The organism is Rhizobium sp. NFR03, assembly GCF_900111275.1.
Lineage (GTDB): Bacteria > Pseudomonadota > Alphaproteobacteria > Rhizobiales > Rhizobiaceae > Ferranicluibacter.
The window spans coordinates 683,045-708,200 of the sequence record NZ_FOGR01000004.1 but is presented as its reverse complement, the minus strand read 5'-3'; the positions used below and the strand labels follow the sequence as shown (position 1 = coordinate 708,200).

Sequence of the window (25,156 nt, the reverse complement as noted above, 5' to 3'; positions counted from 1 at the left end):
TCCGAAAACCCTTCCCGATCCGCGCAACATCCGCCGCCCACGTTTCTCTTTCTCATCTTCAATTGTCAAAAAACCGACAGACCTAAAGCCCGTCCAAACCGCAAATGCCCAAAGCCCGTAAGCCCAAACACCGCAAAATCTCACCGCCAAGAGCCTCAAGCACATCTGCCCGAAACCGCCAAGCCGCCACAAAGTCAAGAAACTTCAGAGCGAGTTCGTTGGTCGCCAGCAGCGCCGCCGCCCTCGTTGGTGTGCGGTTTATAGATCCGAGCATGAGGTTTCGTCAACAGCCCCAGTCCGAAAAAGTTCATAAAAGTGACAAGCCGCTGTAATCTTTGTCAAATTCCAGCTTCTTCCGAATATCGGCCCGGCCGTAAACGAAAACGACGCCCGAGGCGGCAGCACCGGGCGTCGTTCAGAAAGGTTGTCAGCCTGGCGAGACCAACCTGCTGAAAACCAAATCGGCGCGGCTGCGATCTTGTCGCGGCCGCGCCGATAGATTGATATCGTGAGGTATCAGGCTGCTTGCTTGGTGGCGTCCAGCGGGATCTCCACGTCGATCTCCAGGATCGACATATGTTCATCCCGGTCCATCTTCACGTGAACCTTGTCTCTATCGATCTGGACATGCTTGGCAATGACAGCGAGGATCTCCTCGCGCAGGATCGCGACGAGATCGGAACCGGCAGCACCGCGTTCATGCGCAAGCAGAACCTGCAGCCGCTCGCGCGCCATCGGCGCGGACCTCTGTTTGGTGAAAAGGCGGAAAATGCTCATGCAGCCCTCCGTGCGAAGATCTTGCCGAACAGGCTGCGCTTTTCACCCGGGATTGTGACCGGCAGGGTCTCGCCGGCGAGCCGGCGGGCGGCGTCGAAATACGCCATGGCGGGCGGGCAGCGGACATCAGCCAGCGTCACCGGCGCGCCGATGTTGGATGCGCGCAGGACATCCATGCTTTCGGGGATGATACCGAGAAGCGGGATGGACAGGATTTCGAGAACGTCCTCGACCTTCAGCATGTCGCCACGCTCCGCCCGGATCGGGTCGTAGCGGGTGAGGAGGAGGTGCTTTTCCATCCGCTCGCCGTTTTCTGCCTTCAGCGTCTTGGAATCGAGCAGGCCGATGATGCGGTCGCTGTCGCGAACGGAGGAGACTTCCGGATTGGTGACGACGACGGCAACGTCGGCATGCCGCATGGCAAGCGTCGCGCCGCGTTCGATGCCGGCCGGACTATCGCAGATGATCCAGTCGAAATGCTGCTTCAGCTCGGCGATGACGCGTTCGACGCCCTCTTCGGTCAGATTGTCCTTGTCGCGCGTCTGCGACGCCGGCAACAGGAACAGGGTTTCGAGCCGCTTGTCGCGGATGAGCGCCTGCGGCAGCTTGGCGTCGCCCTGGATGACGTTGATCAGATCGTAGACGACGCGGCGTTCCGCACCCATCACGAGATCGAGGTTGCGCAGCCCGACATCGAAGTCGACCACGACGACTTTTTCATTCCTCTGAGCCAGGGCGGCACCGAGGGCGGCCGTGGACGTGGTCTTGCCGACCCCACCCTTGCCTGACGTAACGACGATGACTTTCCCCATCTTGCTCTCCTGTTTTGGCCGTATCCGGCTCACTTGAGTTTCTCTGCCATGATTGCATCGTCCTCCAGCCACAGCTGGACAGATTGTCCGCGGAGACCAGGGGCCATGTCTTCAGCCATTTTGTAGACGCCATCGATCGCGACCAGTTCGGCCTCGAGCTTCCGGCAGAAGATTCTCGCGGATGCGTTGCCGACGGCGCCTGCCATGGCGCGACCGCGAAGGGCTCCGTAAATATGGATCGAGCCGCCAGCGATGATCTCGGCGCCAGAGGCTACCGAACCAACGATAGTGACATCGCCTTCCGTAAAGACGACGGATTGCCCGGACCTGACCGGTTCCCGGATGACAAGCGACTGGAGCGCCGGGCGAGGTTCTTCCGCACGGACTTCGCCCGCCTCGGGTGCAGCATCGTCTTGTGTCCCGGCTTCTGCCGGATCGCTGGTCGTCACCTCGAAGTCTGAGGCTGGACGGCCACCTTTCAGCGCGGGCGGCATGCCAGGCGCGATCGCAGAAGGACGCGCGCCCTCGATGCCCATGATGCTGACGTTGCGGCGGGTCAGTTCATCGACCAATTCCTTCAACTGGGCACGATCGAGCTTGAGGTCGGCTACATCCAGAACCGCAGGGCGGCCGAAGAAGAAACCGGCCGAGCGCGCGGCAAGGTCGTCCAGCCGGATCAGCCACGCATCGAGCGGGAGGTCCGGAGAGAGGACGACCGCGAGAAAGGAGCGGCCCTTGATACGGATCGAGCGGGCGTCTGTTGGCACTTTGTTCATCTAGGTTAAGGATTCGTTTACAATGTCTATCGTGAGGACGGTTAATGAAAGGTTAACAGGAACGGCCTTGCCTAGAGCTTGCGGAACGGCCGAAATGGCCTTTTCCCGTCCTATTTAAGGGGTTTCTTGATCGCTGTGTTCGAAGGCAAGGGAACATCCGCGGCGGCGGTACGTTGCCAACCCACTGCAGATGAAGGGATCGATGATTGATGGGTACGTCAAAGACTGCGACACAGGATCAGGCCGTGGGGCCCCTGACGAATGGAGCTCTCGACTTACCGGCACTAACCATCGACGACTTCAACATAGAGATTCGCGACAAGGATGGCTTCATCGGCGATAAGGCGACGAAGGGCGAGTTTCGGGAAAAGCTGGATCGCTGGCGAAGCGTAATGCGCGAGGTCGGGATCGACCCGATTGGCAAGGTTGCTACGGCAGATCTGCCAAAGCGCGACATCGACGCCCTGCTCAAGGGCAAGGACACGCAGGCCTCCGCGCTGGTGTGGAGCGCGATCGAGGACTTCTCGCAGGAGTTCGCCGACGTCGTCACGCGCTTCCTGAAACAGAAGCATTGGGCCGGCACGAAGCGAATCGTGATCGGTGGAGGCTTTCGTCAGAGCCGCTCTGGCGAGCTTGCCATTGCACGCAGCGAGATGCTGCTTGCGGAGCGCGGCGTGCACGTCCATCTGGTCCCGGTCGTTCACCACCCTGACGATGCCGGGCTGATCGGCTCTGTTCACCTGATGCCGGCGTGGATGCTGAAGGGTCACAAGGCGATTTTCGCTGTTGATATCGGTGGCACGAATATTCGCGCCGGTGTCGTCGATCTCGGCAAAGCGAAGGCCGACGACAAGCATTACCTTGAAGAGGCCGCCGTGTGGCAGTCGGAGATCTGGCGGCATTCGGATGATCGTCCGAGCCGCAGCGCAGCCGTTGAACGTCTGATCGCGATGCTGAAGGATCTCATCGCGCGCGCCGAGAAGGAAAAGCTGGAGCCGGCACCACTGATCGGTATCGGCTGCCCGGGAATCATCCAGGCGGACGGCTCGATCGAACGCGGCGGGCAGAACTTGCCTGGTGGGAACTGGGAAAGCGACAGCTTCAACCTTCCCGCTGCTATCAAGAATGCCATTCCAAAGATCGGCGGGCACGAGACCTTCGTGATGATGCACAACGACGCCGTCGTTCAGGGTCTCTCGCAAATTCCCTTCATGCATGATGTGTCCAAATGGGCGGTGCTGACGATCGGCACCGGCCTTGGCAACGCGCATTTCGTTAACAAGACGAAGACCAAGGCTTGAGCGCGAGGCCTTGATCTGTCCTCCTGGGACCGGCGTTTTTCAGATATCCAGTGACCCGCAGCGGGTTCGCAGGGGTCAGGCGCCCTCGGCAAGGGGCGCCTGAAGACGGCGATAGCGGCTGTCGGACAGGGCAAGCAGTTCAGCATGCGTGCCCTGCTCGGCAATCCGTCCGTTCTCCACCACCATGATCCGGTCAGCATTTGCGATCGTCGCCAACCGGTGAGCGATCACCAGCGTCGTTCGTCCTTGCGCAAGCTCGCTGAGGGATTGCTGGATGGCACGCTCGGTTTCGGTATCAAGTGCCGACGTCGCTTCATCCAGAATGAGTATCGGCGGGTTTTTGAGGAAGATGCGCGCGATCGCGAGCCTCTGCTTCTGCCCGCCCGACAGTTTTACGCCACGTTCGCCGATAACCGTATCGAGCCCCTCCGGCAGCGCTGCAATGACGGCATCGAGACGGGCACGTTTGGCGGCCTCCAGAATATCGGCTTCGGATGCACCAAGGCGCCCGTAAGCGATATTTTCGCGGATCGTTCCCGCAAACAGGAAAACGTCCTGCTGGACGATGCCGATGTTGGAGCGTAGCGACTTCAGCGTCATGTCGCGAATGTCGATCCCGTCGATGGTGATGGCCCCCTCGGTCACCTCGTAGAATCGCGGCAACAGCGAACAGATGGTGGTCTTGCCGGCACCCGACGGCCCGACGAAGGCGACGGTTTCGCCGGCACGCACCGAAAGGTCGAGATCACGCAGGATCGGGCGTCCGCCTTGGTAGCCAAAGCCCGCGCCTCGATAGACGATATCGCCCCTGAGACGATCGACGGGCGTGGCCCCGGCGCGATCGGCAATGTCCGGTTCGGTCTGCAAAAACTGCTGGTAGCGCTGAAACCCTGCTATGCCTTTTGGATAGGTTTCAATGACAGAGTTGATCTTGTCGATCGGACGGAAGAACACGCCGACGAGGAGCAGGAAGCCGACGAAGCCGCCTGCGGTCAGTTCACCGCGAACGACAAACCATGCCCCTGCCAGCATGACCGCCACCTGCACGAAGCGCATCGAGAGATAGGACAACGAAGTAGAGGCCGCCATGAACTTGTAGGCTTCGAGCTTGGTGCGCTGATATCCGGCATTGTTCTGCGCAAATAGCGCGCGCTCATGATCCTCGTTCGCGAAGGCCTGAACGACGCGGATGCCGCCGACGTTCTCCTCGATGCGCGCGTTGAACTCGGCGACCCTGCCGTAGAGCGCGTGCGAGTTGACCGTCATCCGCGTTCCGTAGCGCGTGGTGACGAAGGCTGCGAGCGGTACGATGAGCGCGGTGATCAGCGCAAGCGGCACATGCACGAACATCATGAGGATGAACGCGCCGACGAGTGTCATGACCGCGATGAAGACATCCTCGGGGCCGTGGTGGGCAACCTCGCCGATTTCATCGAGGTCCTTCGTCAACCGCGCGACGAGATGGCCGGTCTTCTGGTTGTCGAAATAGCCGAAGGAAAGTTTCTGAAGATGGTCGAAGGCCTTGCGGCGCATCTCCGTCTCGATGCGGATACCAAGCATGTGCCCCCAATAGGTGACCACGACCTGAAGCCCTGCATTCACGACATAGATCACAAGCAGGCCGAGACCGGCGAGACCGATCAGGCCGAACTGGTTGGTCGGCAGCAGCCGGTCGATGAAAAGCTTGACGGCAAGGGGGAAGACCAGTTCGAGCAAGCCCGCGGAGATCGCGCAGGAGAAATCCAGCAGGAAGAGATTGCGGTGCGGGCGGTAATAGGCGGCGAACCGCCTGATAAGATCATTCATGCCGAAGCTCTTGATATGCGTGTGGCCGTTCCTGAGAACGCCGATGCAGCCTTCTAACGCATCTTGACCGAAAGTGTGCAGCAGTTTCGGAATGTCGTCATGCGTCGAGCCAAAGGCCTAAAGCAAAGATGCCACAGGCTGAAACGGCATGCGGGCAAGCCGCCGGCTTGCCCGCATGTTCCCGCACCCTTGAGTCAAAGAGAGAACGCGGGAGAGGACAGTTGGTATTCCGACCCGTCGCCTCAGAATTTCTGCGTCAGGGAAATCTTGAAGTAGCGGCCGGCTTCTGAGTAGAATTCAGAGGCGTTGGCGATATCCTTGACTTCGAGAGCGTCGAAATAGGTCTTGTCGAAGAGATTGTAGACGCCGCCCTGAATGCGCAGGCCCTTGGTCTGTTCAGGCTCCCACCAGCCGGTGAGGTTGACGATGCCGTAGCCCCCGGGCTTGGTTGCTGCGATGGAATCTTCGTCCACAGCAGCGGCGGTAACGAGGCTGAGATCCGTTCCCCAGAACTCGGTGTTGTAGCCGACACCGACGATCGCCTTCAACGGTGCGACGGAGGAGAGCAATTCGTCCGTGTCGAGATCGGTCCCGCGGGCATAAGCAAGCGATCCGTGAACGTCGATGCCGGACGAGAAGGTCTTCTGCGCGCGCGCTTCGATGCCCGAAATACGGACGCGCTCCCGGTTGAAGTATTCGATACTTCCGACACGATAGCCTGCTTCAGGCGTCGTTTCCGTATCGATGAAGTTCTTGTAGCGCGTGGTAAAGGCTGATATCCGCCCGCCAAAGTCCTCATCGCCGAAGTTCGCCCCTGCTTCGAAGCCGTAGCTCGTTTCCGGGTCGAGATCCGGATTGCCGATCTGCCTGTAAAGCGGAGCGTTGTCGTAGTTCATATAAAGCTGCGTAACGCTTGGCGCCTTGAACCCGGTCGTCACCTGCGCGAACAGTTCCACATCCGGACGCACCTGCCAGGCGGCCCGGAGCTTCGGAGAAAGCCGGAAATCGCTCTGGCCCTCGGGGAGATCGGGGCTGCTGCCGATGCTGGTGTAGGTCGAGGTTTCCTGCGGATCGTGGCGGTACCAGTCGAGGCGCAGGCCGGGGGTCAGGGACACCCCGCTATTGCCGAGCCCGATCTTGTCTTCCGCAAAAAGGCCGACCATGAGGGTATCGGTGTCGGGCATGTCGGAGCGGTTGTTGTGGTAGTTGGCGCAGGTCGGGACGTAGAATTCGTCGCAGCTGTCGTCACCTTTCTGGTACTGGCTCGTCCTGGTAAAGTCGATGTTGCCCCCGAACGTGACCTGATGGTTGAGCAGGCCGGTATCGAAGCTGGAATTGGCATAGCCGCTTGCGCCGTACGAGCGTGCTTCGTTATCGCTCGAACGCATGTAGTAACCCTTCGGATCGGTCAGGCGCGTGCCGTGCGTGCCCTCGACACGCTCGGCTCTTTGGAAATAGACGGTCGCAAAAGCGCTGTCGATCCAGCTGTCGCCGCTCGTCGCGTCGAAGAAATAGTCGAGCGACAGGCGATCGCGCTTCTTGTCCGAGTCGCGGTCATAGTCATCGGCCTGATAAGTCCCACCCTGCATCTGACGCAGGTTCGTGGTCGTGTTCTGGTCGTAGTGCTCGGCCGTCATGCCGATTGTGTGCCCGCCTTCCAGCGATTGGCGGACCTTGAAGAGGATGTTGCGGCGATTGAGATCCTGTGGCTCGGCCTCGGTACGGGTCGCACCGTAACCGCCGACATCGCCGCCCGTTTCCTCTTCGTGCCCGTACTTGTAAGAGCTCTGGAAGAGGACGGAGGTATTGTCGAAGCGCTTGGCGACCGCTGCGGCACCGATCAACGAATGGTCTGAGCCGTCATAGCCGAGCTTGGCGACGCCACCCACCGTAGCTCCGTCCGCGATCAGGTCTTCCGGCTCCAGCGTGCGCAGGATGACGGCACCGCCGAGGGCACCGGAACCGGCGCGACTGGAATCCGCGCCCCGCAGGATATCGACCGTGCCGAGCGAGGCGAAGTCGTAGGTATCGACCCCGCCCTGCGAGCCGCGCACGCCGTCCGACAGATACGGCACCGGGATGCCGTCGATCGTCGTCAGCACGCGGTCGGCTTCCAGACCGCGGATGTTGACGCTCTTCGTGGCCGACACGAAGCTGACGCCCGGCTCGGTGGTATCGCCGAGGTCGTCGAGGTCGTCGATATCCTTCTCGGCGATCTGTTCGGCGGTGGTGCGGGTCGCGAGCGGGGTATCCTCCGGAGCGCCCTGCCGCACGCGCTTGCCCTTGACGATGATCGTCGGCAGCGCCGTCTGCTCCTGCGCGGCGGCCGTGCCCTGAGCAGGCGGCGCATCCTGCGCCAACGTTGGCGACGTCACAGGCACGAATGCCCCGACGACCATGAGAGATGAGCAGGCAAGGAGTACGGACCGCAAGCCCCGGGATACCATTTCGCTTCCTTTCAGCAGGCACACGAAAGCCTTCCGCCGCAGGGTCCCGCGGAGATGACATGACGTGGCCAACACAATGAACTGACAGACGGATGCCTGCCCCCGATCCGACAGCTATTAAACATGAGTATTTCTGTCAATATTAAAAAATCGGTATCTGGAAGGATCGCCCCAAGGCATGGCACCGGCGAAAACCCGCGGCGACATGGACAAGATTGCGGGCGGTTCTAGGTGATAGCGAAAGCTTGTCCGTGAGAGCCGAGCAAAGCCTGGCATGACGACGACGGAGGACTGCCCGTGGAAAAGACCGTGATATCGAAAATCACCTGGAGATTGATGCCATTCCTCGGCATCCTCTATCTGATCGCCTACATCGACCGTCAGAATGTCAGCTATGCGAAGCTCGACATGGTCGGAGCGCTCGGCATGAGCGAATATGCCTACGGCCTCGGCGCGAGCCTGTTCTTCATCGGCTACTTCCTGTTTGAGGTTCCGAGCAACCTGTTCCTCGAGCGCTTCGGCGCGCGAAAGTGGTTTGCCCGCATTCTCGTCACCTGGGGCATGGTCACGGTCGCGCTGGCCTACACATCCAGCCCGACGATGTTCTACATCCTGCGCTTCCTGCTCGGCGTCTGCGAAGCCGGCTTCTTCCCGGGCGTTCTCTACCTCCTGACGCTCTGGTTTCCCTCGTCCTACCGCGCTCGCATGGTGGGGTTGTTCATGATCTTCAGCGCGATCGCCAATGCCATCGGCGCGCCGCTCGGCGGCATCCTGCTCGATCTTGATGGCATGCTCGGCTATGCCGGCTGGGAGTGGGTATTCATTGCAACAGGTGTTCCCGCCATCATTGCTGGCATCGTCACCTTGTTCTATCTCGTCGATCGTCCCGAGAAGGCAAACTTCCTGTCCGTGGAGGAGAAGGCCTGGCTCCGCGATACGCTGGCCGCAGAAAATGCCGGTATTGACGATCACGCCGGCAACGGGCTCAGAGCGCTGCTCAACCCTCAGGTTTTGCTGATGGCGCTCTGCTTCATCGGCTTTCCGCTCGCAGCTTACGGCCTCAGCTACTGGCTGCCGACCATCGTGCGAGAGTTCGGCGTCAGCAACACGGTCAACGGCTTCCTCAACATCATTCCCTGGTTGCTCGTCGCCGTCTCGCTCTGGGCGGTGCCGGCCATGGCGGATAAGGCCGTGACCAAGACGCCTTACATCGTTATCCCCGCCTTCGTCGGCGCCGCCTGCCTTGTCCTTTCCGCTGTCGTTCCCAATCACACTCTACAGTTCGCCTTCCTCTGCATCGCTGCGGCCGGCATCTTCTCCGGGCAACCGGTGTTCTGGAGCCTGCCCTCCCGCTTCCTGAAGGGCGCAGGCGCGGCTGCAGGCCTCGCCGCGATCAACTCGGTCGGCAATCTTGGCGGGTTCATCGCGCAGAACGTCGTCCCCTGGATCAAGGACGCGACGGGCAGCACCATCGCACCGATGTTCTTCCTGGCGGCCTGCCTGACCGCTGCCGGCCTGCTGGTCATCATGACAGCCCGGATCACAGCCCGACGTATGGCGAGAGAAGGAACGAGCCTCGCATGAGCAGGGCGATGACAAACCTTGAGATCGGACATTCATGCTCGTCGTTCTAGAAGACGTGTCGAAGAGCTATCAGACAGCGGAAGGCCGGCTTGACGTTCTCCAGAGCATCGACCTCTCACTCGATGCCGGTCGCAGCCTGGCGCTGACCGGGGAATCGGGCAGCGGCAAGAGCACGCTCCTCCATCTGGTGGCCGGCCTCGACCATCCCGATGCTGGCCGGATCACGGTCGACGGGCAGGAGATCGGCGGGCTTGACGACAAAGGGCGGGCGACCCTCCGCAGATCGACGGTGGGGCTGGTTTTCCAGCAGTTCAACCTGATCCCATCCCTGACAGTCGCAGCAAACCTTGCCTTCCATGCCCGCCTTGCCGGGCGTTTCGATGCTGACTGGCAGCAGCGGTTGACCAAGAGGCTGGGGCTCGATCAGTTGCTGACCCGGTATCCGGAGCAACTTTCAGGCGGCCAGCAGCAACGTGTCGCCATCGGCCGCACACTCGCAGCGCGTCCGAAGCTGGTGCTGGCGGACGAACCGACCGGAAATCTGGACGAGGCCACGGGTGACGCCGTGATGGCGCTGATGCTGTCGCTCGTCGCGGAGACCGGGTCCTCGCTGCTGATGGTCACACACTCCCGCCGGCTGGCAGGGCAACTCGATCGTCGCATCCATCTGCGCTCCGGGCGCATAGATCAAACCGCGGAACGGACAGAATGATGCGCCGTGCGGCGATGGCAGCGCTCCTCTCGCACTGGCGCAGACGACCGCTACAGCTCGTCATGCTGCTCCTTGGCCTGTCGCTGGCGACAGCCCTCTGGTCCGGCGTTCAAGCCATCAACGCAGAGGCGCGCGCAAGCTATGATCGCGCGGCGGCCACGCTCGGGCAGGACCGCCTCGACCGGATCGTCAGTGCCACAGGCGCGCCGATTACCCAATCTGCTTACATCGCACTTCGCCGCGCCGGCTGGCTCGTCTCCCCCGTGATCGAGGGAACGCTCCGTCTCGGACCGACGCGTCTGCATCTGATCGGCATCGATCCCCTCACCATGCCCGCCGAAGGACTGGAGGCTGACATCGGTCGAGACGGCGATCTCCTCGCCTTCCTCACGCCGCCCGGCCTGCTCTACGTTTCAGCGGAAACGGCAGAAAGGCTTTCGGGGCAATCCCTGCCACCTCTGAAGGTCACCGCTTCGCTTCTCTCCGGCATCGGCATGACCGATATCGGCACCGCCCAGCGACTACTTGGAAAACCGGGTGACATCAGCCAGCTGATCGTCGCATCCGAGCAGCGGCAGGGCTTGCCTCCCATCGAGCAGCTCGCCCCGGGCCTCGTCGTCAAGACGCCGGATGCTCAAGGCGATCTCGCCCGCCTGACCGACAGCTTTCATCTCAACCTCACCGCTTTCGGGTTTCTAGCCTTCGCCGTCGGCCTCTTCATCGTCTATTCCGCAATCGGCCTTGCCTTCGAGCAGCGCCGCGCGACCTTTCGCACCCTTCGCTCGCTCGGCTTGCCCGCAACGACGCTGACCGGCCTGCTTCTCGCAGAACTGGTCGGCTTCGCGCTTGTCGCGGGTGTCGCCGGCGTTCTTCTCGGCTATCTCGTGGGATCCGTCCTCCTTCCGGGTGTGGCCGCAACATTGCAGGGGCTTTATGGCGCCAGCGTTCCCGGAACCCTGACCCTGCGGCCGGAATGGTGGGCATCCGGCCTGGCTATCGCGCTCTTCGGCACGCTGGCTGCGGCCGCGCAGAGCCTATGGCGGGTCTGGCGCATGCCCCTCCTGGCACCGGCCCAGCCGCGAGCCTGGGCGCGCGCGTCAGAGCTGGGGCTTCGGCTTCAAGCAGTCGCGGCTATCGCGCTATTTGCGACAACGATTGTCCTTGCCGTTTTCGGCTCGGGCCTCGTCGTCGGCTTCTCGGTGCTTGGCGGCCTCCTTCTCGGTGCCGCTCTCCTGCTGCCGGTGCTTCTCGCCGCGTTTCTCGCGCTCATGCAGAGGGTGACCAAGCGGCCGATCGGGGAGTGGTTCTGGGCAGATACACGTCAGCAACTACCCGGGCTTTCGCTCGCCCTGATGGCCCTGCTCCTGGCCCTCTCCGCCAATATCGGTGTGGGAACCATGGTTTCGAGCTTTCGGTTGACCTTCACCGGCTGGCTCGACCAGAGGCTTGCCGCCGAACTCTACGTCACAGCTCGCGACGAGGCTCAGGCGGCAGATCTGCGCGGCTGGCTTGCCGGCCGTGTGGATGCAGTTCTGCCGATCTGGAGTGTCTCGGGCGAGGTACGGGGCGCTCCGGCGGAGATATTCGGTGTTGCAGACCATCCGACCTACCGCAACAACTGGCCGCTCCTCGCAAGTGTGCCGGACACGTGGGATCGTGTGGCGAAGGGGACGGGTGCGCTGATCAACGAGCAGTTGTCGCGGCGGGATGGGCTCGTCATCGGCGACAGCCTGATGCTTCCCGGCGGCTGGACGACGACGGTCGCCGGCGTCTACTCCGACTACGGCAATCCCCTTCCCCAGGTCATGATCGGCATCGACGCTCTGACGACGCACTATCCGGACGTTGCACGCCTCCGCTACGGTCTGCGCCTACCGTCCGACAAGATCGACGTCATCTCGGAGGCGTTGCGCGAGCGTTTCGATCTCCCGCCGGAAAACCTCGTCGATCAGGCGAGCCTCAAGCGTCGTTCACTCGACATCTTCGAGCAGACCTTTTCTGTGACGGCCGCGCTCAACATTCTCACCCTCGGCGTTGCCGGTCTTGCCATGTTTGCAAGCCTCATGACGCTCTCGACCATGCGCCTGCCGCAACTCGCGCCTATCTGGGCGATGGGGCTGACGCGGCGACAGCTCGTGCTCCTCGAACTTGCCCGGACCCTTGTCCTCGCCGCGATCACACTACTGGCAGCCCTTCCGGTCGGGCTCGGACTGGCCTGGGTGCTGCTTTCCGTCGTCAACGTCGAGGCCTTCGGCTGGAAGCTCCCAATGCACATCTTTCCCATGGACTGGGTTCGCCTTGCAGCGCTCGCGCTTGCCGCGAGCCTGCTCTCTGCCTTCATCCCCCTGCGCCAGCTTGCAGCTGTCGCGCCGTCGGATCTTCTGAGGGTCTTTGCAAATGAACGCTAGGCCAATGCACATCCGGACAATCATTTCGCTCGTGATGTCCGTTCTGCTTAGCGTTGCCCAGCCGCTTGTGGCGGTGGCACAGGGGTTTGCGGGGCTCGGGACGACGGCCGAAGGCTTTGCCGTACCGCTGCCCGGCAAAGATTTCGCCTTCCCGCGCGATCATGGGCCGCACGCCGATTTCCGCATCGAATGGTGGTACATCACCGCCAATCTCACGGGCAGTGATGGCAAGGCGTATGGCGTGCAATGGACACTTTTCCGCTCGGCCTTGCAGCCGGGTGATCGCGAGGGCTGGACCAGCCCGCAGATCTGGATGGGACATGCGGCGGTGACGACGCCGGAGCGGCACTTCGTAGCGGAGCGTCTCGCCCGCGGCGGCATCGGACAAGCCGGCGTAACGGCAGAGCCATTCGATGCCTGGATCGACGACTGGCGGATGAAGGCGACGGCACCGGTGGCGGGTAAAGATGCGGTTGCGGATGTCTCGCTGAAAGCGTCGGGGCAGGATTTCAGCTATGCTCTCGACCTCTCGGCAAAAGGCCCGCTCGTTCGCCAGGGCCAAGGGGGCTACTCCGTCAAGTCAGCGGCCGGGCAGGCAAGCTATTATTATTCCCAGCCCTTTTATGACGTCAGCGGCACGCTCTCTCTTCCCGGCGGTGAGATCGCCGTCACCGGTCAGGCATGGCTCGATCGCGAATGGTCCTCTCAGCCGCTCGCTGCGGACCAAACCGGCTGGGACTGGTTTTCGCTGCATCTCGACACCGGCGAGAAACTGATGGGCTTTCGTCTGCGCGACAGCGGCGCTGGCTACACATCGGCAACGTGGATTGCCGCCGACGGAACACCCTCTCCTCTTCCGCCGGGCGCACTGTCCGTGTCGCCCGTTGTCACGGCGCAGGTTTCAGGGCGAACGGTGCCCGTCGGCTGGCACTTGACACTGCCCGCACGCCGTCTCGACATCACGACCACTGCCATCAATCCGCAGGCGTGGATGGCAACCCGAACCCCCTATTGGGAGGGGCCCATAGCTTTTTCAGGAAGTCATTCCGGGCGTGGTTATCTCGAGATGACGGGGTATTGAAACGCGAGGAGAGCGGGCTCGGCGAAAGGGCATCATCCCCCGCTGCATTGACGCCGATTTGACTGCATCCTCCAAAGAATAGGATTAGACCTTTCAAAGCGTAAGAGATAATTTGCAGACGACGAACGCAGCGATTTCAGTCGAAAAAGGCAAGGCCGGATTTTCGTTCTCAGGACGCCGCAGGTAGAATTGAGGTCGGTGCGCGCGCCGCCAAGGAATGGAAAAACGATGACGGACGAGTTGGGCTCGATGGCCCTGACTGGCGTAAAAGGCCTTGATGACGTGCTGGCTGGCGGATTGTCCCGCCGACATGTCTTTCTTCTGGAGGGTTCCCCCGGCACCGGCAAGACGACGATCTCGTTGCAGTTCCTCCTGGAGGGTGCTGCACGCGGTGAGCGCTGCCTTTACATCACCCTTTCAGAAACGGAAGACGAACTGCGCAACAGCGCCGCCTCACACGGGATGGAGATCGGCGGGGACATCACCATCTTCGAACTGGTGCCGCCGGAGAGCCTGCTGGATTCCGAGCAGCAGCAAAGCCTGCTCTATTCATCCGACCTTGAACTGGGCGAAACCACCAAGCTGATCTTCGAGGCGTTCGAGCGGGTTCGCCCGAGCCGCGTCGTCATCGATAGTCTGTCGGAAATTCGCCTTCTCGCGCAGAGTTCGCTGCGCTACCGACGCCAGATTCTTGCGCTCAAGCATTATTTCTCGAAATCCGGCGCGACCGTTCTTCTCCTTGACGATCTGACAGCCGATACGCTCGACAAGACCGTCCATAGTGTCGTTCACGGCGTCATTCATCTCGAGGAACTGGCCCCGAACTATGGGGCCGAGCGCCGACGAATGCGCATCATCAAATATCGTGGCAAGGCCTACCGCGGCGGATATCACGACTACATCATCGAGACAGGCGGCGTTGCAGTCTTTCCGCGGCTGCGCGCTACCGAACATCGCACAGACTTCGAACGGACGACGCTGAGCAGCGGTATACCGGCGCTGGACGGTCTTCTGGGGGGCGGCATCTCACGCGGATCGAGCACACTGTTGATCGGACCTGCCGGCACGGGCAAGAGCCTTTTCGGGCTTCAATTCGTGGAAGCTGCCATCAAGCGGGGCGAAACGGCCGCCATCTTCGTTTTCGATGAGGAACTGGGGCTTCTGTTCACACGCACCAGAAGCATGGGCATCGATCTGGAGGCAATGCGGGACGCAGGGCATCTCCATATCGAGCAAGTGGATGCTGCCGAACTGTCTCCCGGAGAGTTTGCGCAGCGCGTTCGCGACAGCGTGACGCGCTTCAACGCGAAGACAGTGCTGATCGACAGCGTCAACGGCTATCAAGCGGCGATGCCGGAAGAGAATGCGCTTATTCTTCACATCCACGAGCTGCTGCAATACCTCAATCGGCAGGGTGCCAATACCTTCCTGACGGTTGCCCAGCACGGGCTGGTCGGCGACATGAAATCGCCTGTCGATGTCACCTACCTCGCTGATACGGTCATTTTGCTCCGTTACTTCGAGGCGACGGGAACTGTGCGGCGAGCCGTCTCCGTCATCAAGAAGCGAACCGGACAGCATGAGGATACGATCCGGGAGTACCGCATAGACTCGAATGGCCTGCGGCTCGGCGAACCACTTGTCGGCTTCCAGGGCGTTCTTCGCGGCGTACCGGTTCTGACCATCGGTGGACAGACGCTGATGCCGCTTGCCGATGGGAGTGGCGACAATTTCTGATCGCGTCGCGACCGTTCTCGTTCTCGCGCCGGCCGGGCGCGATGCCCAAATTGCTGCTTCCCTGCTCGCCGAAGCCGGGATGGCGTCGATGCCCGCAGAAACCATGGGCCAATTCGTGGAACAGCTCGGTGAAGAGGTGGCTTTCGGCGTCATCACGGAAGAGGCTATCCGTTCCGCCGACCTGAAACCCCTCTCCGGGTGGATTTCGGCGCAACCAAGCTGGTCGGATCTGCCCTTCATCGTCCTGACGCAGCGCGGCGGCGGTCCCGAGCGCAACCCCGCAGCCGCGCGCCTGTCCGAGGTGCTTGGAAACGTCAGCTTCATCGAGCGGCCCTTCCACGCGACGACATTCATCAGCGTCGCGCGCACGGCGATGCGAGGGCGCCGTCGCCAGTTCGAGGCCCGTTTGCGGATGCAGGCTCTGGACGACGGCGAAAGGCGGCTGGCAACGGCGCTCGAAGCGGGACGGCTGGGCGCATGGGAGCTCGACCTCGCGACAGAAACGTTGACCACCTCGGTCATGTGCCGATCGATCTTTGGTCGCGATGCGGCGGAAACGCTCACCTATGAAGAGCTGATTGCCAGCATTCACCCGGAAGATCGGGAGCGGATGATTGCAGCCGTGGGCAAGACCATCGAGACCGGACAGGACTATTCGATCGAATACAAGGTCGTCTGGCCGGATGGCTCGCTGCACTGGGCTGAAATCCGCGCGCAGGTCTATCGGGACCGCACGGGGCGCCCTGCAAAGCTCGTTGGCGTTTCCGCCGATATCACCGAGCGCCGGCGGCTGGAGGAGCAGCAGCGACAGATCAACGAGACGCTGGAGGATCGTGTGACGAAGCGGACGGCGGAGCTTGAGGAAGCCCATGCCGTCGTCATGAGCGAGGTCGCGCAGCGCGAAAAGGCAGAGGAACAACTGCGTCAGGCCTTGAAGATGGAGGCGATCGGTCAGTTGACCGGCGGCGTCGCGCACGACTTCAACAACCTGCTGATGGCGGTACTTGGTAACCTTGAACTGCTGCGCAAGCACGTCGATGGCGACGCGAAGGCCGTCCGCCTCATCGATGGCGCCGTTCAGGGCGCACGTCGTGGCGCGTCTCTGACTCAACGTCTGCTTGCCTTTGCGCGCCGGCAGGATCTTCAGGTGGGGCCCGTCGATCTGCGCAAGCTGGTGACGGAAATGGAAGATCTCCTCCGCCGATCGGTCGGGTCCGCCATTACCTTGCAGAGTGAGTTCGCGAACGACCTGCCACCGGCCGAAGCCGACAGCAATCAGCTGGAACTTGCCCTCCTCAACCTTGTCGTCAACGCACGTGACGCGATGCCGGACGGCGGAACGATTACCATCCGCCTTGACGTCGAAGATCGCGCTATGGCGACAGATGTGCTTTCCGCCGGTCGCTATCTCGTTCTCTCCGTCACCGATACGGGGGTCGGCATGGACCCGGAAACGCTTCGGAAGGCGATCGATCCCTTCTTCTCGACCAAAGAGCTGGGCAAGGGCACGGGCCTCGGTCTATCCATGATTCACGGGCTCGCCATTCAGCTAAAGGGCGCCCTGCAACTGCACAGCCGCCCGGGAGAAGGCACCACCGCCATCCTGCGTCTGCCCGTCGCGCGCAATAGCGATCTTGCCGAAAAGATGCCGCCGCCTGAGGTTCCAATGATCGAAAAGTCGCAGAGATCGGAAGCCCTTCGCATTCTCATGGTCGATGATGACGCTCTGATTGCGATGAGCACCGTGGATATGCTCGAAGATCTCGGTCATAGCGTCGTTGAAGCAAACTCAGGGCGCCAGGCGCTGGGGGTGTTGGAAAGCGGCGACGCCTTCGATCTGATGATCACCGACTTCTCGATGCCCGGCATGAACGGTGCAGAACTCGCCCGGCAAGCTCTTGCCATGCGGCCTGATCTCCGAATCCTGATCGCTACCGGCTATGCAGAGCTTCCGGCCGGCACCGAGCTGAATATTCCCAGGCTCGGCAAGCCATACTCGCAGGATCAACTGGCGGCGGAGATCGCAAGGATTATCTGCCAGCCGTGAACCTGACGGGCCAGCCCATCAACGCTTGATCCGCAAGATCGTCTCGATCTCCACCGTCATGCCGTTGGGAAGGGAGCCCATGCCGATGGCGGACCGCGCGTGGCGGCCGTCCTCACCCATGACCTCGATCAGAAGGTCCGAGAAGCCGTTGATGACGAACGGGTGCTCGGTAAATTCCGGCACGGCATTCACCATCCCGAAAACCTTGATAACCTCGACCGTATCGAGATCGCCAATCGCATGCTGCACCGTAGACAGGACCTGCAACGCGACGATGCGGGCGTGGCCGCGCGCGTCTTCTTTCGAGACATCGCGACCGACCTTGCCGGTATGCCATCCGCCCTCCGCACGTGCCGCCCCCTGCCCGGCGAGATACAGCATATCGCCCGCTCTCTTAGCCGGCACATAATTGCCGCCAGGTGCCAGCGGTGCCGGCAGGACCAGACCCAGTTCCTCAAGCCGCCGATAGACGCTCATCGCCTCCCCCTCCTTCTCAAACGCTGCTCAAAAGAAGGCTCGTCTCGCTGTTGGACACACCTTCGATCATCCTCACCTCGCGCAGGACGCGATCGAAATCCGACAATGTCGCAGAACGCATGTTCGCAACGAGATCCCAATTCCCATTCGTGGTGTGGAGCGCGTAGATTTCGGGAATTCCGCGCAGACGACGAATGACCTGCGTCGTCGATTTTCCCACGACCTCGATCATCATCACCGCATGAATGGTCTGCGCATCAAAATCCTCCCGCACCCGCACTGTGAAACCGAGCAGCGTTCCCGTCTCCAGAAGACGATCGAGCCGGTTCTGAACGGTGCCTCGAGCAACACCCAGCGCATCGGAAAGTTTCGACAGCGATGCTCGTCCGTCGACCCTCAGATGGGCGATGATGCGCCGGTCGAGGTCATCGGGGATGTAGGTCGTGGTTGTCGCGTTTCGCGTATATTTCACAATCACTCTGTCTGTTTGCGCAAAGCTCTGACCGATCTAACATTGTTCTCTGCAGTTTGTCACCTGAGCTTACCTACCCCAGATGCAAAACGCCGCCGAACCTGAGGCTCGGCGGCGCGTCTCGCCGTAGCAATGCCTTTAGACCTACTCCGCCGGCACAAGATGCGTGTGATGTTCATCCGTCGAGATCTTCAGCGGCCGGTTTCCTGCCAGCTTGCGCACCAGCACATAGAAGACCGGCGTCATGAAGATGCCGAAGAAGGTCACGCCGATCATGCCCGAGAAGACGGCGATGCCCATGGCGGCGCGCATCTCGGCCCCTGCCCCGGTCGAAATGACCAGCGGCACCACGCCCATGATGAATGCCATGGATGTCATCAAGATCGGACGCAACCGCAAACGGCTCGCCTCGACCGCCGCCTGCATCGGCGTCCGTCCTTCGAACTCAAGCTCGCGTGCGAATTCCACGATCAGGATCGCGTTCTTCGCCGACAAGCCCACAAGCACCACAAGACCGATCTGCGTGAAGATGTTGTTGTCGCCACCCGTCAACCAGACACCGGTCAGTGCTGCGAGCACGCCCATCGGCACGATCATGATGATCGCAATCGGCAGCGTCAGGCTCTCATACTGTGCCGCGAGCACCAGATAGACCAGCAGCAAGGCAAGCGGGAAAACAAGGAAGCCCGAGCTGCCCGCGAGGATCTGCTGGTAGGTCAGATCCGTCCACTCGAAGTCGATGCCCGATGGCAAAGTGTCGCGGGCGATCTGCTCGATGGCGGCCTGCGCCTGTCCAGACGAGAAACCCGGTGCCGGAGCACCGTTGACGTCGGCCGCCAGGAAGCCGTTGTAACGTGTCGTTCGTTCGGGTCCCGTGGTTGCATCGACCTTGAGAAGCGCCGAGAGAGGAATCATCTGGCCTGTTTGCGAGCGGACCTTCAACTGTCCGATATCCTCCGGTTTTGCACGATATTTCGCATCTGCCTGCACCCGGACGCTGTAGGTCCGTCCGAAGGCGTTGAAGTCATTGACGTAAAGCGAACCGAGATAGATCTGCAACGCATCGAACACGTCGGTGACGGACACGCCGAGCTGTTCGGCTTTCGTACGGTCAAGATCTGCAAAGAGCTGCGGCACGTTGATCTGGAAGCTCGAGAAGATGCCTGCGAGCTCCGGCGTCTGGTATGCCTTGGCGATGAACGCCTTCGTTGCCTCATCCAGAGCCTGATACCCGAACCCGGCGCGATCCTCGATCTGCAACTTGAAGCCACCCGTGGATCCGAGACCGTTGACTGGCGGCGGCGGGAACATGGCGATGAAAGCATCCTGGATGCCCGCATACTTCTGGTTCAGCTGCATGGCGATCGCGCCGCCCGAAAGCTCGGGTGTCGTGCGTTCCTCGAAGTCGTCGAGGATGGCGAAGACGATGCCGGCGTTCGAACCGATCGTGAAGCCATTGATCGACAGGCCGGGGAAGGCGATCGCATTCTTCACGCCCGGCTGCTGCAAGGCGATATCGCTCATCTTCTTGATGACGCTCTCCGTCCTGTCGAGCGTTGCGCCATCCGGCAGCTGAGCAAAACCGATGAGGTACTGCTTGTCCTGCGCGGGCACGAAGCCGCCCGGAACCGCATTGAACATGCCATAGGTGGCCCCGGCAAGCGCGAGATAGATGACCATCACGACGCTCTTGCGCGACAGGAGACCGCCGATGCTGCGGCCGTATCCGTTCGATGCCGCGCCGAAGGCTCGGTTGAAGCCGCGGAAGAACCAGCCGAATGCCTTGTCCATGGCGATCGTCAGCATGTCCTTCTTGGCATGATGACCTTTCAGGAGAAGTGCTGCGAGTGCCGGAGACAGAGTCAGGGAGTTGATCGCGGAAATGACAGTGGAGATGGCGATGGTCAGGGCAAACTGACGGTAGAACTGTCCGGAAAGCCCCGTGATGAAGGCGAGCGGCACGAAGACCGCGACGAGGACCAGCGCAATCGCAATGATCGGTCCGGACACTTCCTGCATCGCGCGATAGGTCGCCTCCCGCGGTGCAAGTCCGTTCTCGATATTCCGCTCGACGTTCTCAACAACGACGATCGCGTCGTCGACGACGATACCGATGGCGAGCACGAGACCGAACAAGGTCAGCGCGTTGACCGAGAAGCCGAAGACGTACATGACCGCGAATGTGCCGATGATCGAGACGGGAACCGCGATCAGAGGAATGATCGACGCCCGCCATGTCTGCAGAAACAGGATCACGACGACGACGACGAGAGCGATCGCTTCCAGGAGTGTATCGATGACCTTCTCGATGGATGCGCGAACAAACTCGGTGGTATCGTAGACGATCTCGAACCGAATGCCGTCCGGCATGGCTTTCGACAGTTCCGCCATGGTGGCGCGGACATCGTCGGAAATGGCGATGGCGTTGGAACCGGGCGCCTGGAACACAGGCACGGCCACGGCAGGCTCGCCATCAAGCAACGAGCGGAGCGTATAATCGGCAGCACCCATTTCGATGCGGGCAACGTCGCGTAGCCGGGTTATCTCACCGTTTGCTCCGCTCTTGACGATGATATTGCCGAACTGTTCCGGCGTTTGCAGACGGCCTTGCGCATTGACGGAGAGCTGAAGATCGACGCCGGGCAGCGTCGGTGAGGCCCCGATGATGCCGGCTGCGGCCTGGACGTTTTGCTGGCGGATGGCCGTCGTGATATCGCTTGCAGCAAGCCCGTATTCGGCGGCCTTTTGCGGATCGATCCAGACGCGCATGGAGTAGTCGCCGGCACCGAATACCTGCACCTGCCCGACACCCTCGATACGGGCCAGCCGGTCCTTGATATTGAGAACGGCATAGTTGCGCAAATAGGTGAGATCGTAGCGCCCGCCGGCGGAAACGAGATTGACCACCATCATCAGGTCGGGCGAACTCTTGACCGTGGTCACGCCCAGCGCCCGCACCTCGGCCGGCAAACGGGGTTCCGCCTGCGAGACGCGGTTCTGGACGAGTTGCTGCGCCTTGTCCGGGTCCGTTCCCAGCTTGAATGTCACGGTCAGCGTCAGGACGCCATCCGCGGTGGCCTGGCTCGACATGTACAGCATGTCCTCGACGCCATTGATGGACTCTTCGAGCGGCGTTGCCACCGTCTCGGCAATGACTTTCGGGTTGGCGCCCGGGTAGGTTCCGCGCACGACGATGGATGGGGGAACGACATCCGGATATTCGGAAATCGGCAGTGCTCGCATGCCGATCAGGCCCGCGACGACGATGAGGACCGACAAAACGCCGGCAAAGACCGGCCTGTCGATGAAAAATCTTGAGATATTCATGTCATTAACCCCTCTCCGGGAATGATCAGAAGACAAACACACCATGCTCGCGGCATTGCAATCGCGAGTACGGGCATAGGAAGAATGGCATGGCGGCGCCGATCCGGGCTCGGAGCGGCGCAGTGCGGCTTGAACCGGACGGATAGTGTGTCGCCGCTTTGTCGGACGACCCGTAAAGTACGGGTTCCTGTCCGGCCGCTACTGCTGCGCAACCTTGGCTTCGGTTTGCGGATCGACCAGCGCCCCGGGACGAATGCGTTGCAGCCCGTTGACCACGATGCGGTCGCCGGCGCTCAGCCCCTTCTCAACGATCCTTTGACCATCGACGGTGCTGCCGAGTTCGATCTGGCGATAGGCAACTGTGTTCTGAGGATCGACAACGAAGACGAACTTCTTGTCCTGATCGGTTCCCACAGCCTTTTCGCTGATCAGCAGGTGGTTCTCCGGCGTCGGGTCGCCCATGCGGATGCGCACGAACTGGCCCGGAAGCAGCCGTCCGCCCGGATTGTCGAAGATGGCACGAACCCGCACGGTGCCGCTTTGAGCGTTCACCTCGTTATCGATCAACTGCAATGTCCCGCGGATGGGACCGCCCTGCTTTGCCCCGGTCGCCAGTTCCACGGGTACGGCGGTCAGATCCGGCGTTCCCGTGCCGTTCTTGTCGAGTTGCGCCAGTGTCCGGCCAATCAGGTCCTCGTTGACGTCGAAGCTCGCATAGATCGGATCGACCGACACCAGGGTCGTCAACACAGGCGAACCGGAGCCTGCTGCCACGAGATTGCCCTCCGTGATTTCGCGGCGACCTACCCTGCCCGATATCGGTGCGCGAACTTCTGTATAGCCAAGTTCAAGACCCGCCACACGGAGAGCAGCTTTTGCCGACTGTACGGCCGCCGCGGCTTCGGCCTTGGCGCTGCGACGCTGCGCAAGATCGCTGTCGGAAAGCACGTTCTTGGACGTTAGCCGCTCGCCGCGCTCAAGCTCCGTCGTCGCGTAGTCCAGACGGGCTTCAGCCGATGCTACCTGCCCTTCCGCCTGCGCCACGGCTGCCTTGTAGGGCTCAGGATCGATCGTCAGGAGAAGATCGCCGGCTTTGACCAGCGCACCTTCACGAAAATCGATAGACTGGATCGCTCCGGCGACACGTGGACGGATCTGAACGCGCCCGACGGCCTCCAGGCGACCGGAAAACTCCTGCCACGTCGCAACATTCCGTGTTTCGACGGCCGCAACCGTCACCGGAATGGCCTGCGGTGCCGCCGCAGCGGCAGGTTCAGCGGCCACGGCTCCTTCAGTCCTTTCGAAATAGAACGCTGCCCCCGCAACGGACGCAGCAATGCTCAGGCCGGCGCCCATCAGGGCCCAGCGGTTGGTCTTTGCTGTCATGGTCAACTCCTTGGCTCCAAGCGAGCCGCTCTAAACTATTGCCGGATCTCCTGATCGCAGCTCATCGACAAAAGCCGAGAATCCAGCGCCGACCGCGCTGATCCACGGACCCATGTGTTCCTTGTAAATTCCCGTCCATCCAAGGCTTGCGGGCAGAACCTGTTCCCGGACACGAACACCCGCCTCTCTGAGGCGTCCGGCATACGACCTGGCTTCATCCCGAAGGGGATCGTCCTCCGACGTCAGGAGAAAGGCCGGTGCCACGCCGGTGAGACGAGAGCACCCGCAAGGGGCGGCGTAGGGATGTTGCCCACCGCAGACCGCTCGCATGTAGTGGCGCCAGCCGTCCGCCCATCGCGCGCGCATACCGACATCCGCCTCACGCATCGACACGGACGTCATCTGTGGGTCGATCAGAGGCGACAAAAGCATCTGTCCGGTCAGGCGGCCTGGAAACCTGTCTCGCGCTTTCAGCGCGACACCGGCGGCGATATTCCCGCCTGCTTCGTCGCCCACGACGAAAATGGGCGATTTCGCCGTTCCCCCCAGCTCCTTGCGCCGTTCGTCTACGAAACGAAGCACCGAAGAGGCGTGGCTAAGAACCTCCGGGAAGCAGAAATCGGAGAGTTCCCCGTATTCCGCTTCCACGACAACCGCGCCACTATCCGCGATAGCCCTCGGAACGGGTCTTTCCGCCTCAGGGCGTTTTGCACTCAGAAAGGCACCGCCATGGAAATAGACAACGAGCGGGACCGGTTTTGCGGCGTGCCCACATTTATAGACACGCGCACTCAAGGATGGACCAACCTCCTCCGAGATGTCGATTGTCTGCCATGCCGTGTTCATGTCGATGGTTCCGGGCCCGAGCATCTTGCTCGTCGTGAGGACTATCTAGTATTGTTCGCGCGAACTCCACAAGCATCGACAATTCGTGATCAATGTTCCAGAAATCGGAACAGTCGGCCGATAAAGACAGGACCAGTTCTTATGGATCAGCTTTCCGCCATGCGCGTCTTCGTCCGCGTCGTTGAAACAGGAAACTTTACACGTGCTGCTGCAACGCTGAGCATGCCGAAGACGACGGTTACGAATTCTGTTCAGAGTTTGGAAGCGAAGTTGAAAACCACGCTTCTCAATCGGACAACACGGCGGGTGATCGTTACCACGGATGGCGCGCTTTACTACGAACGCGCCATCCAAATCCTCTCCGAGCTGGACGAACTCGACAACAGTCTCAGCAATTCCCAATCCCAGCCCAGTGGCAAATTGCGCGTTGAAATGGCGGGGGCTTTCGCGGATCTCGTCGTTATCCCCGCCCTCTGCGACTTCTATCAACGTTATCCTCAGATCAAGCTCGACATCGGTGTTGGCGACAGGCTTGTCGATTATATCGCCGAGAATGTTGACTGCGCTCTTCGCGGGGGAACACCGACCGACCAGTCTCTCATTGCACGCAAGGTCGGAGAAATGTCGATGAAGGTGTGCGCGGCTCCTCTGTATCTCCAGAAGTACGGCATGCCCCGGGAGCCCGAAGATCTCCTTCGCGATCACGTCGCGGTCGGTTACTTGATGGCTCAATCTGGTCGCGTTCTCGATCTGGACTTCGTTAGCGATAGCCGTTCCGTTGAGATTACGCCGAACTACATTCTTTCCGTCAATGACGCACGCTCCTACGTGAACGCAGCGATCGGCGGGCTCGGCGTCGCGGTTGCTCCCGGCTTCATGATCAACGCCGCCCTTGAAAGCGGCGCCTTGATAGATGTTCTTCCGGAGTGGAGAATTGAGCCTGTTCCCTTGTACATCGTCTATCCGCAGCGACGACATTTGAGCAACAAGGTTCGCGTTTTCGTCGATTGGCTCGCCAAGTTGATGCAAACCTTGCCAGCTGACAGGGTTTGAGGAGCGTTTAGTCGGCTCAGCCAAAATATGAGATTGGGCTTACATCACTGTCCTGACACGCATCGACACATGAGCCGCTGGAAATATTACGGATGATAAGGCCTTTA

Annotated in this window: 18 protein-coding genes; 8 read left to right on the top strand and 10 right to left on the bottom strand. The window is 61.1% G+C overall.

Going from position 1 to position 25,156, the window contains the following annotated elements; all coding sequences use genetic code 11:
* Window positions 1-516: 516 nt before the first annotated feature.
* From minE to minC, 3 genes are read right to left on the bottom strand one after another with little or no spacing between them, the layout of a single operon-like run.
* Complete coding sequence (minE, locus tag BSG19_RS16410; RefSeq protein WP_092989049.1) at window positions 517-777, bottom strand: cell division topological specificity factor MinE; 261 nt, start codon at window positions 775-777, stop codon at window positions 517-519.
* Window positions 774-1,589: a septum site-determining protein MinD gene (gene minD, locus BSG19_RS16405; RefSeq protein WP_092989048.1), complete on the bottom strand. Its 816-nt coding sequence runs from the start codon at window positions 1,587-1,589 to the stop codon at window positions 774-776. Before minD ends, minE begins: the two co-directional genes overlap by 4 nt.
* A 29-nt stretch (window positions 1,590-1,618) precedes the next feature.
* A complete protein-coding gene (gene minC / locus BSG19_RS16400; protein ID WP_092989047.1) occupies window positions 1,619-2,365 on the bottom strand; it encodes a septum site-determining protein MinC in 747 nt (248 codons plus the stop codon).
* A 209-nt stretch (window positions 2,366-2,574) separates the two neighbouring features.
* On the opposite strand from minC, the gene BSG19_RS16395 reads away from it, so the two are divergent.
* Complete coding sequence (locus BSG19_RS16395; protein ID WP_092989046.1) at window positions 2,575-3,666, top strand: ROK family protein; 1,092 nt, start codon at window positions 2,575-2,577, stop codon at window positions 3,664-3,666.
* Between the two features lie 75 nt (window positions 3,667-3,741).
* On the opposite strand, the gene BSG19_RS16390 is transcribed toward BSG19_RS16395, so the two are convergent.
* Together BSG19_RS16390 and BSG19_RS16385 are read right to left on the bottom strand one after the other, a co-directional pair.
* Window positions 3,742-5,472 carry an ABC transporter ATP-binding protein gene (locus BSG19_RS16390; RefSeq protein ID WP_092989045.1) on the bottom strand — a complete coding sequence of 577 codons (1,731 nt, stop codon included), beginning with the start codon at window positions 5,470-5,472 and terminating at the stop codon, window positions 3,742-3,744.
* 242 nt (window positions 5,473-5,714) lie between these two features.
* Window positions 5,715-7,847 carry a TonB-dependent hemoglobin/transferrin/lactoferrin family receptor gene (locus BSG19_RS16385; protein ID WP_348272143.1) on the bottom strand — a complete coding sequence of 711 codons (2,133 nt, stop codon included), beginning with the start codon at window positions 7,845-7,847 and terminating at the stop codon, window positions 5,715-5,717.
* Window positions 7,848-8,210: 363 nt separating this feature from the next.
* Here BSG19_RS16385 and BSG19_RS16380 point away from each other — a divergent pair, with 363 nt between their 5' ends.
* The 6 genes from BSG19_RS16380 to BSG19_RS16355 all read left to right on the top strand — a co-directional run bounded on the left by BSG19_RS16380 (window position 8,211) and on the right by BSG19_RS16355 (window position 17,488).
* Window positions 8,211-9,503: an MFS transporter gene (locus tag BSG19_RS16380; protein ID WP_092989043.1), complete on the top strand. Its 1,293-nt coding sequence runs from the start codon at window positions 8,211-8,213 to the stop codon at window positions 9,501-9,503.
* A 34-nt stretch (window positions 9,504-9,537) separates the two neighbouring features.
* Window positions 9,538-10,215 (top strand): ABC transporter ATP-binding protein, encoded by a 678-nt coding sequence (locus tag BSG19_RS16375; protein ID WP_092989042.1) that lies wholly within the window; start codon window positions 9,538-9,540, stop codon window positions 10,213-10,215.
* A complete protein-coding gene (locus BSG19_RS16370; protein ID WP_092989138.1) occupies window positions 10,215-12,623 on the top strand; it encodes an ABC transporter permease in 2,409 nt (802 codons plus the stop codon). The genes BSG19_RS16375 and BSG19_RS16370 overlap by 1 nt, the downstream gene beginning before the upstream one ends.
* Before the next feature lie 4 nt (window positions 12,624-12,627).
* Window positions 12,628-13,704, top strand: coding sequence for a lipocalin-like domain-containing protein (locus BSG19_RS16365; protein WP_092989041.1), 1,077 nt, complete (start codon window positions 12,628-12,630; stop codon window positions 13,702-13,704).
* Between the two features lie 228 nt (window positions 13,705-13,932).
* Entirely contained in the window at window positions 13,933-15,441 is a 1,509-nt protein-coding gene (locus BSG19_RS16360; RefSeq protein ID WP_092989040.1) for an ATPase domain-containing protein, read from the top strand.
* Window positions 15,425-17,488 carry a hybrid sensor histidine kinase/response regulator gene (locus BSG19_RS16355; RefSeq protein WP_244529274.1) on the top strand — a complete coding sequence of 688 codons (2,064 nt, stop codon included), beginning with the start codon at window positions 15,425-15,427 and terminating at the stop codon, window positions 17,486-17,488. Before BSG19_RS16360 ends, BSG19_RS16355 begins: the two co-directional genes overlap by 17 nt.
* 18 nt (window positions 17,489-17,506) lie before the next feature.
* On the opposite strand, the gene BSG19_RS16350 is transcribed toward BSG19_RS16355, so the two are convergent.
* From BSG19_RS16350 to BSG19_RS16330, 5 genes are all read right to left on the bottom strand, one after another.
* The gene (locus BSG19_RS16350) at window positions 17,507-17,965 is read right to left on the bottom strand and encodes a RidA family protein (RefSeq protein WP_092989038.1); all 459 of its coding nucleotides are present in this window, start codon (window positions 17,963-17,965) and stop codon (window positions 17,507-17,509) included.
* Between the two features lie 16 nt (window positions 17,966-17,981).
* A complete protein-coding gene (locus BSG19_RS16345; RefSeq protein WP_244529273.1) occupies window positions 17,982-18,437 on the bottom strand; it encodes an Lrp/AsnC family transcriptional regulator in 456 nt (151 codons plus the stop codon).
* Between the two features lie 144 nt (window positions 18,438-18,581).
* Complete coding sequence (locus BSG19_RS16340; RefSeq protein ID WP_092989036.1) at window positions 18,582-21,764, bottom strand: efflux RND transporter permease subunit; 3,183 nt, start codon at window positions 21,762-21,764, stop codon at window positions 18,582-18,584.
* A 198-nt stretch (window positions 21,765-21,962) separates the two neighbouring features.
* On the bottom strand, window positions 21,963-23,150 hold the full coding sequence (locus BSG19_RS16335) for an efflux RND transporter periplasmic adaptor subunit (protein WP_092989035.1): 1,188 nt from the start codon (window positions 23,148-23,150) through the stop codon (window positions 21,963-21,965).
* 30 nt (window positions 23,151-23,180) lie between these two features.
* Window positions 23,181-23,996, bottom strand: a complete 816-nt coding sequence (locus BSG19_RS16330; protein ID WP_092989137.1) for an alpha/beta hydrolase fold domain-containing protein — start codon at window positions 23,994-23,996, stop codon at window positions 23,181-23,183.
* A 141-nt stretch (window positions 23,997-24,137) separates the two neighbouring features.
* Here BSG19_RS16330 and BSG19_RS16325 point away from each other — a divergent pair, with 141 nt between their 5' ends.
* Window positions 24,138-25,049: a LysR family transcriptional regulator gene (locus tag BSG19_RS16325; RefSeq protein ID WP_092989034.1), complete on the top strand. Its 912-nt coding sequence runs from the start codon at window positions 24,138-24,140 to the stop codon at window positions 25,047-25,049.
* Window positions 25,050-25,156 lie beyond the last annotated feature (107 nt).

Bases quoted from the DNA above. Each gene is read 5' to 3' on its own strand.
- BSG19_RS16370 (WP_092989138.1), top strand. From the start codon at position 10,215: ATGCGCCGTGCGGCGATGGCAGCGCTCCTCTCGCACTGGCGCAGACGA.
- BSG19_RS16335 (WP_092989035.1), bottom strand. From the start codon at position 23,150: ATGACAGCAAAGACCAACCGCTGGGCCCTGATGGGCGCCGGCCTGAGC.
- BSG19_RS16325 (WP_092989034.1), top strand. From the start codon at position 24,138: ATGGATCAGCTTTCCGCCATGCGCGTCTTCGTCCGCGTCGTTGAAACA.
- BSG19_RS16330 (WP_092989137.1), bottom strand. From the start codon at position 23,996: ATGAACACGGCATGGCAGACAATCGACATCTCGGAGGAGGTTGGTCCA.
- BSG19_RS16375 (WP_092989042.1), top strand. From the start codon at position 9,538: ATGCTCGTCGTTCTAGAAGACGTGTCGAAGAGCTATCAGACAGCGGAA.
- minC (WP_092989047.1), bottom strand. From the start codon at position 2,365: ATGAACAAAGTGCCAACAGACGCCCGCTCGATCCGTATCAAGGGCCGC.
- BSG19_RS16360 (WP_092989040.1), top strand. From the start codon at position 13,933: ATGACGGACGAGTTGGGCTCGATGGCCCTGACTGGCGTAAAAGGCCTT.
- minD (WP_092989048.1), bottom strand. From the start codon at position 1,589: ATGGGGAAAGTCATCGTCGTTACGTCAGGCAAGGGTGGGGTCGGCAAG.
- BSG19_RS16395 (WP_092989046.1), top strand. From the start codon at position 2,575: ATGGGTACGTCAAAGACTGCGACACAGGATCAGGCCGTGGGGCCCCTG.
- BSG19_RS16350 (WP_092989038.1), bottom strand. From the start codon at position 17,965: ATGAGCGTCTATCGGCGGCTTGAGGAACTGGGTCTGGTCCTGCCGGCA.
- BSG19_RS16340 (WP_092989036.1), bottom strand. From the start codon at position 21,764: ATGAATATCTCAAGATTTTTCATCGACAGGCCGGTCTTTGCCGGCGTT.
- BSG19_RS16365 (WP_092989041.1), top strand. From the start codon at position 12,628: ATGCACATCCGGACAATCATTTCGCTCGTGATGTCCGTTCTGCTTAGC.
- BSG19_RS16390 (WP_092989045.1), bottom strand. From the start codon at position 5,472: ATGAATGATCTTATCAGGCGGTTCGCCGCCTATTACCGCCCGCACCGC.
- minE (WP_092989049.1), bottom strand. From the start codon at position 777: ATGAGCATTTTCCGCCTTTTCACCAAACAGAGGTCCGCGCCGATGGCG.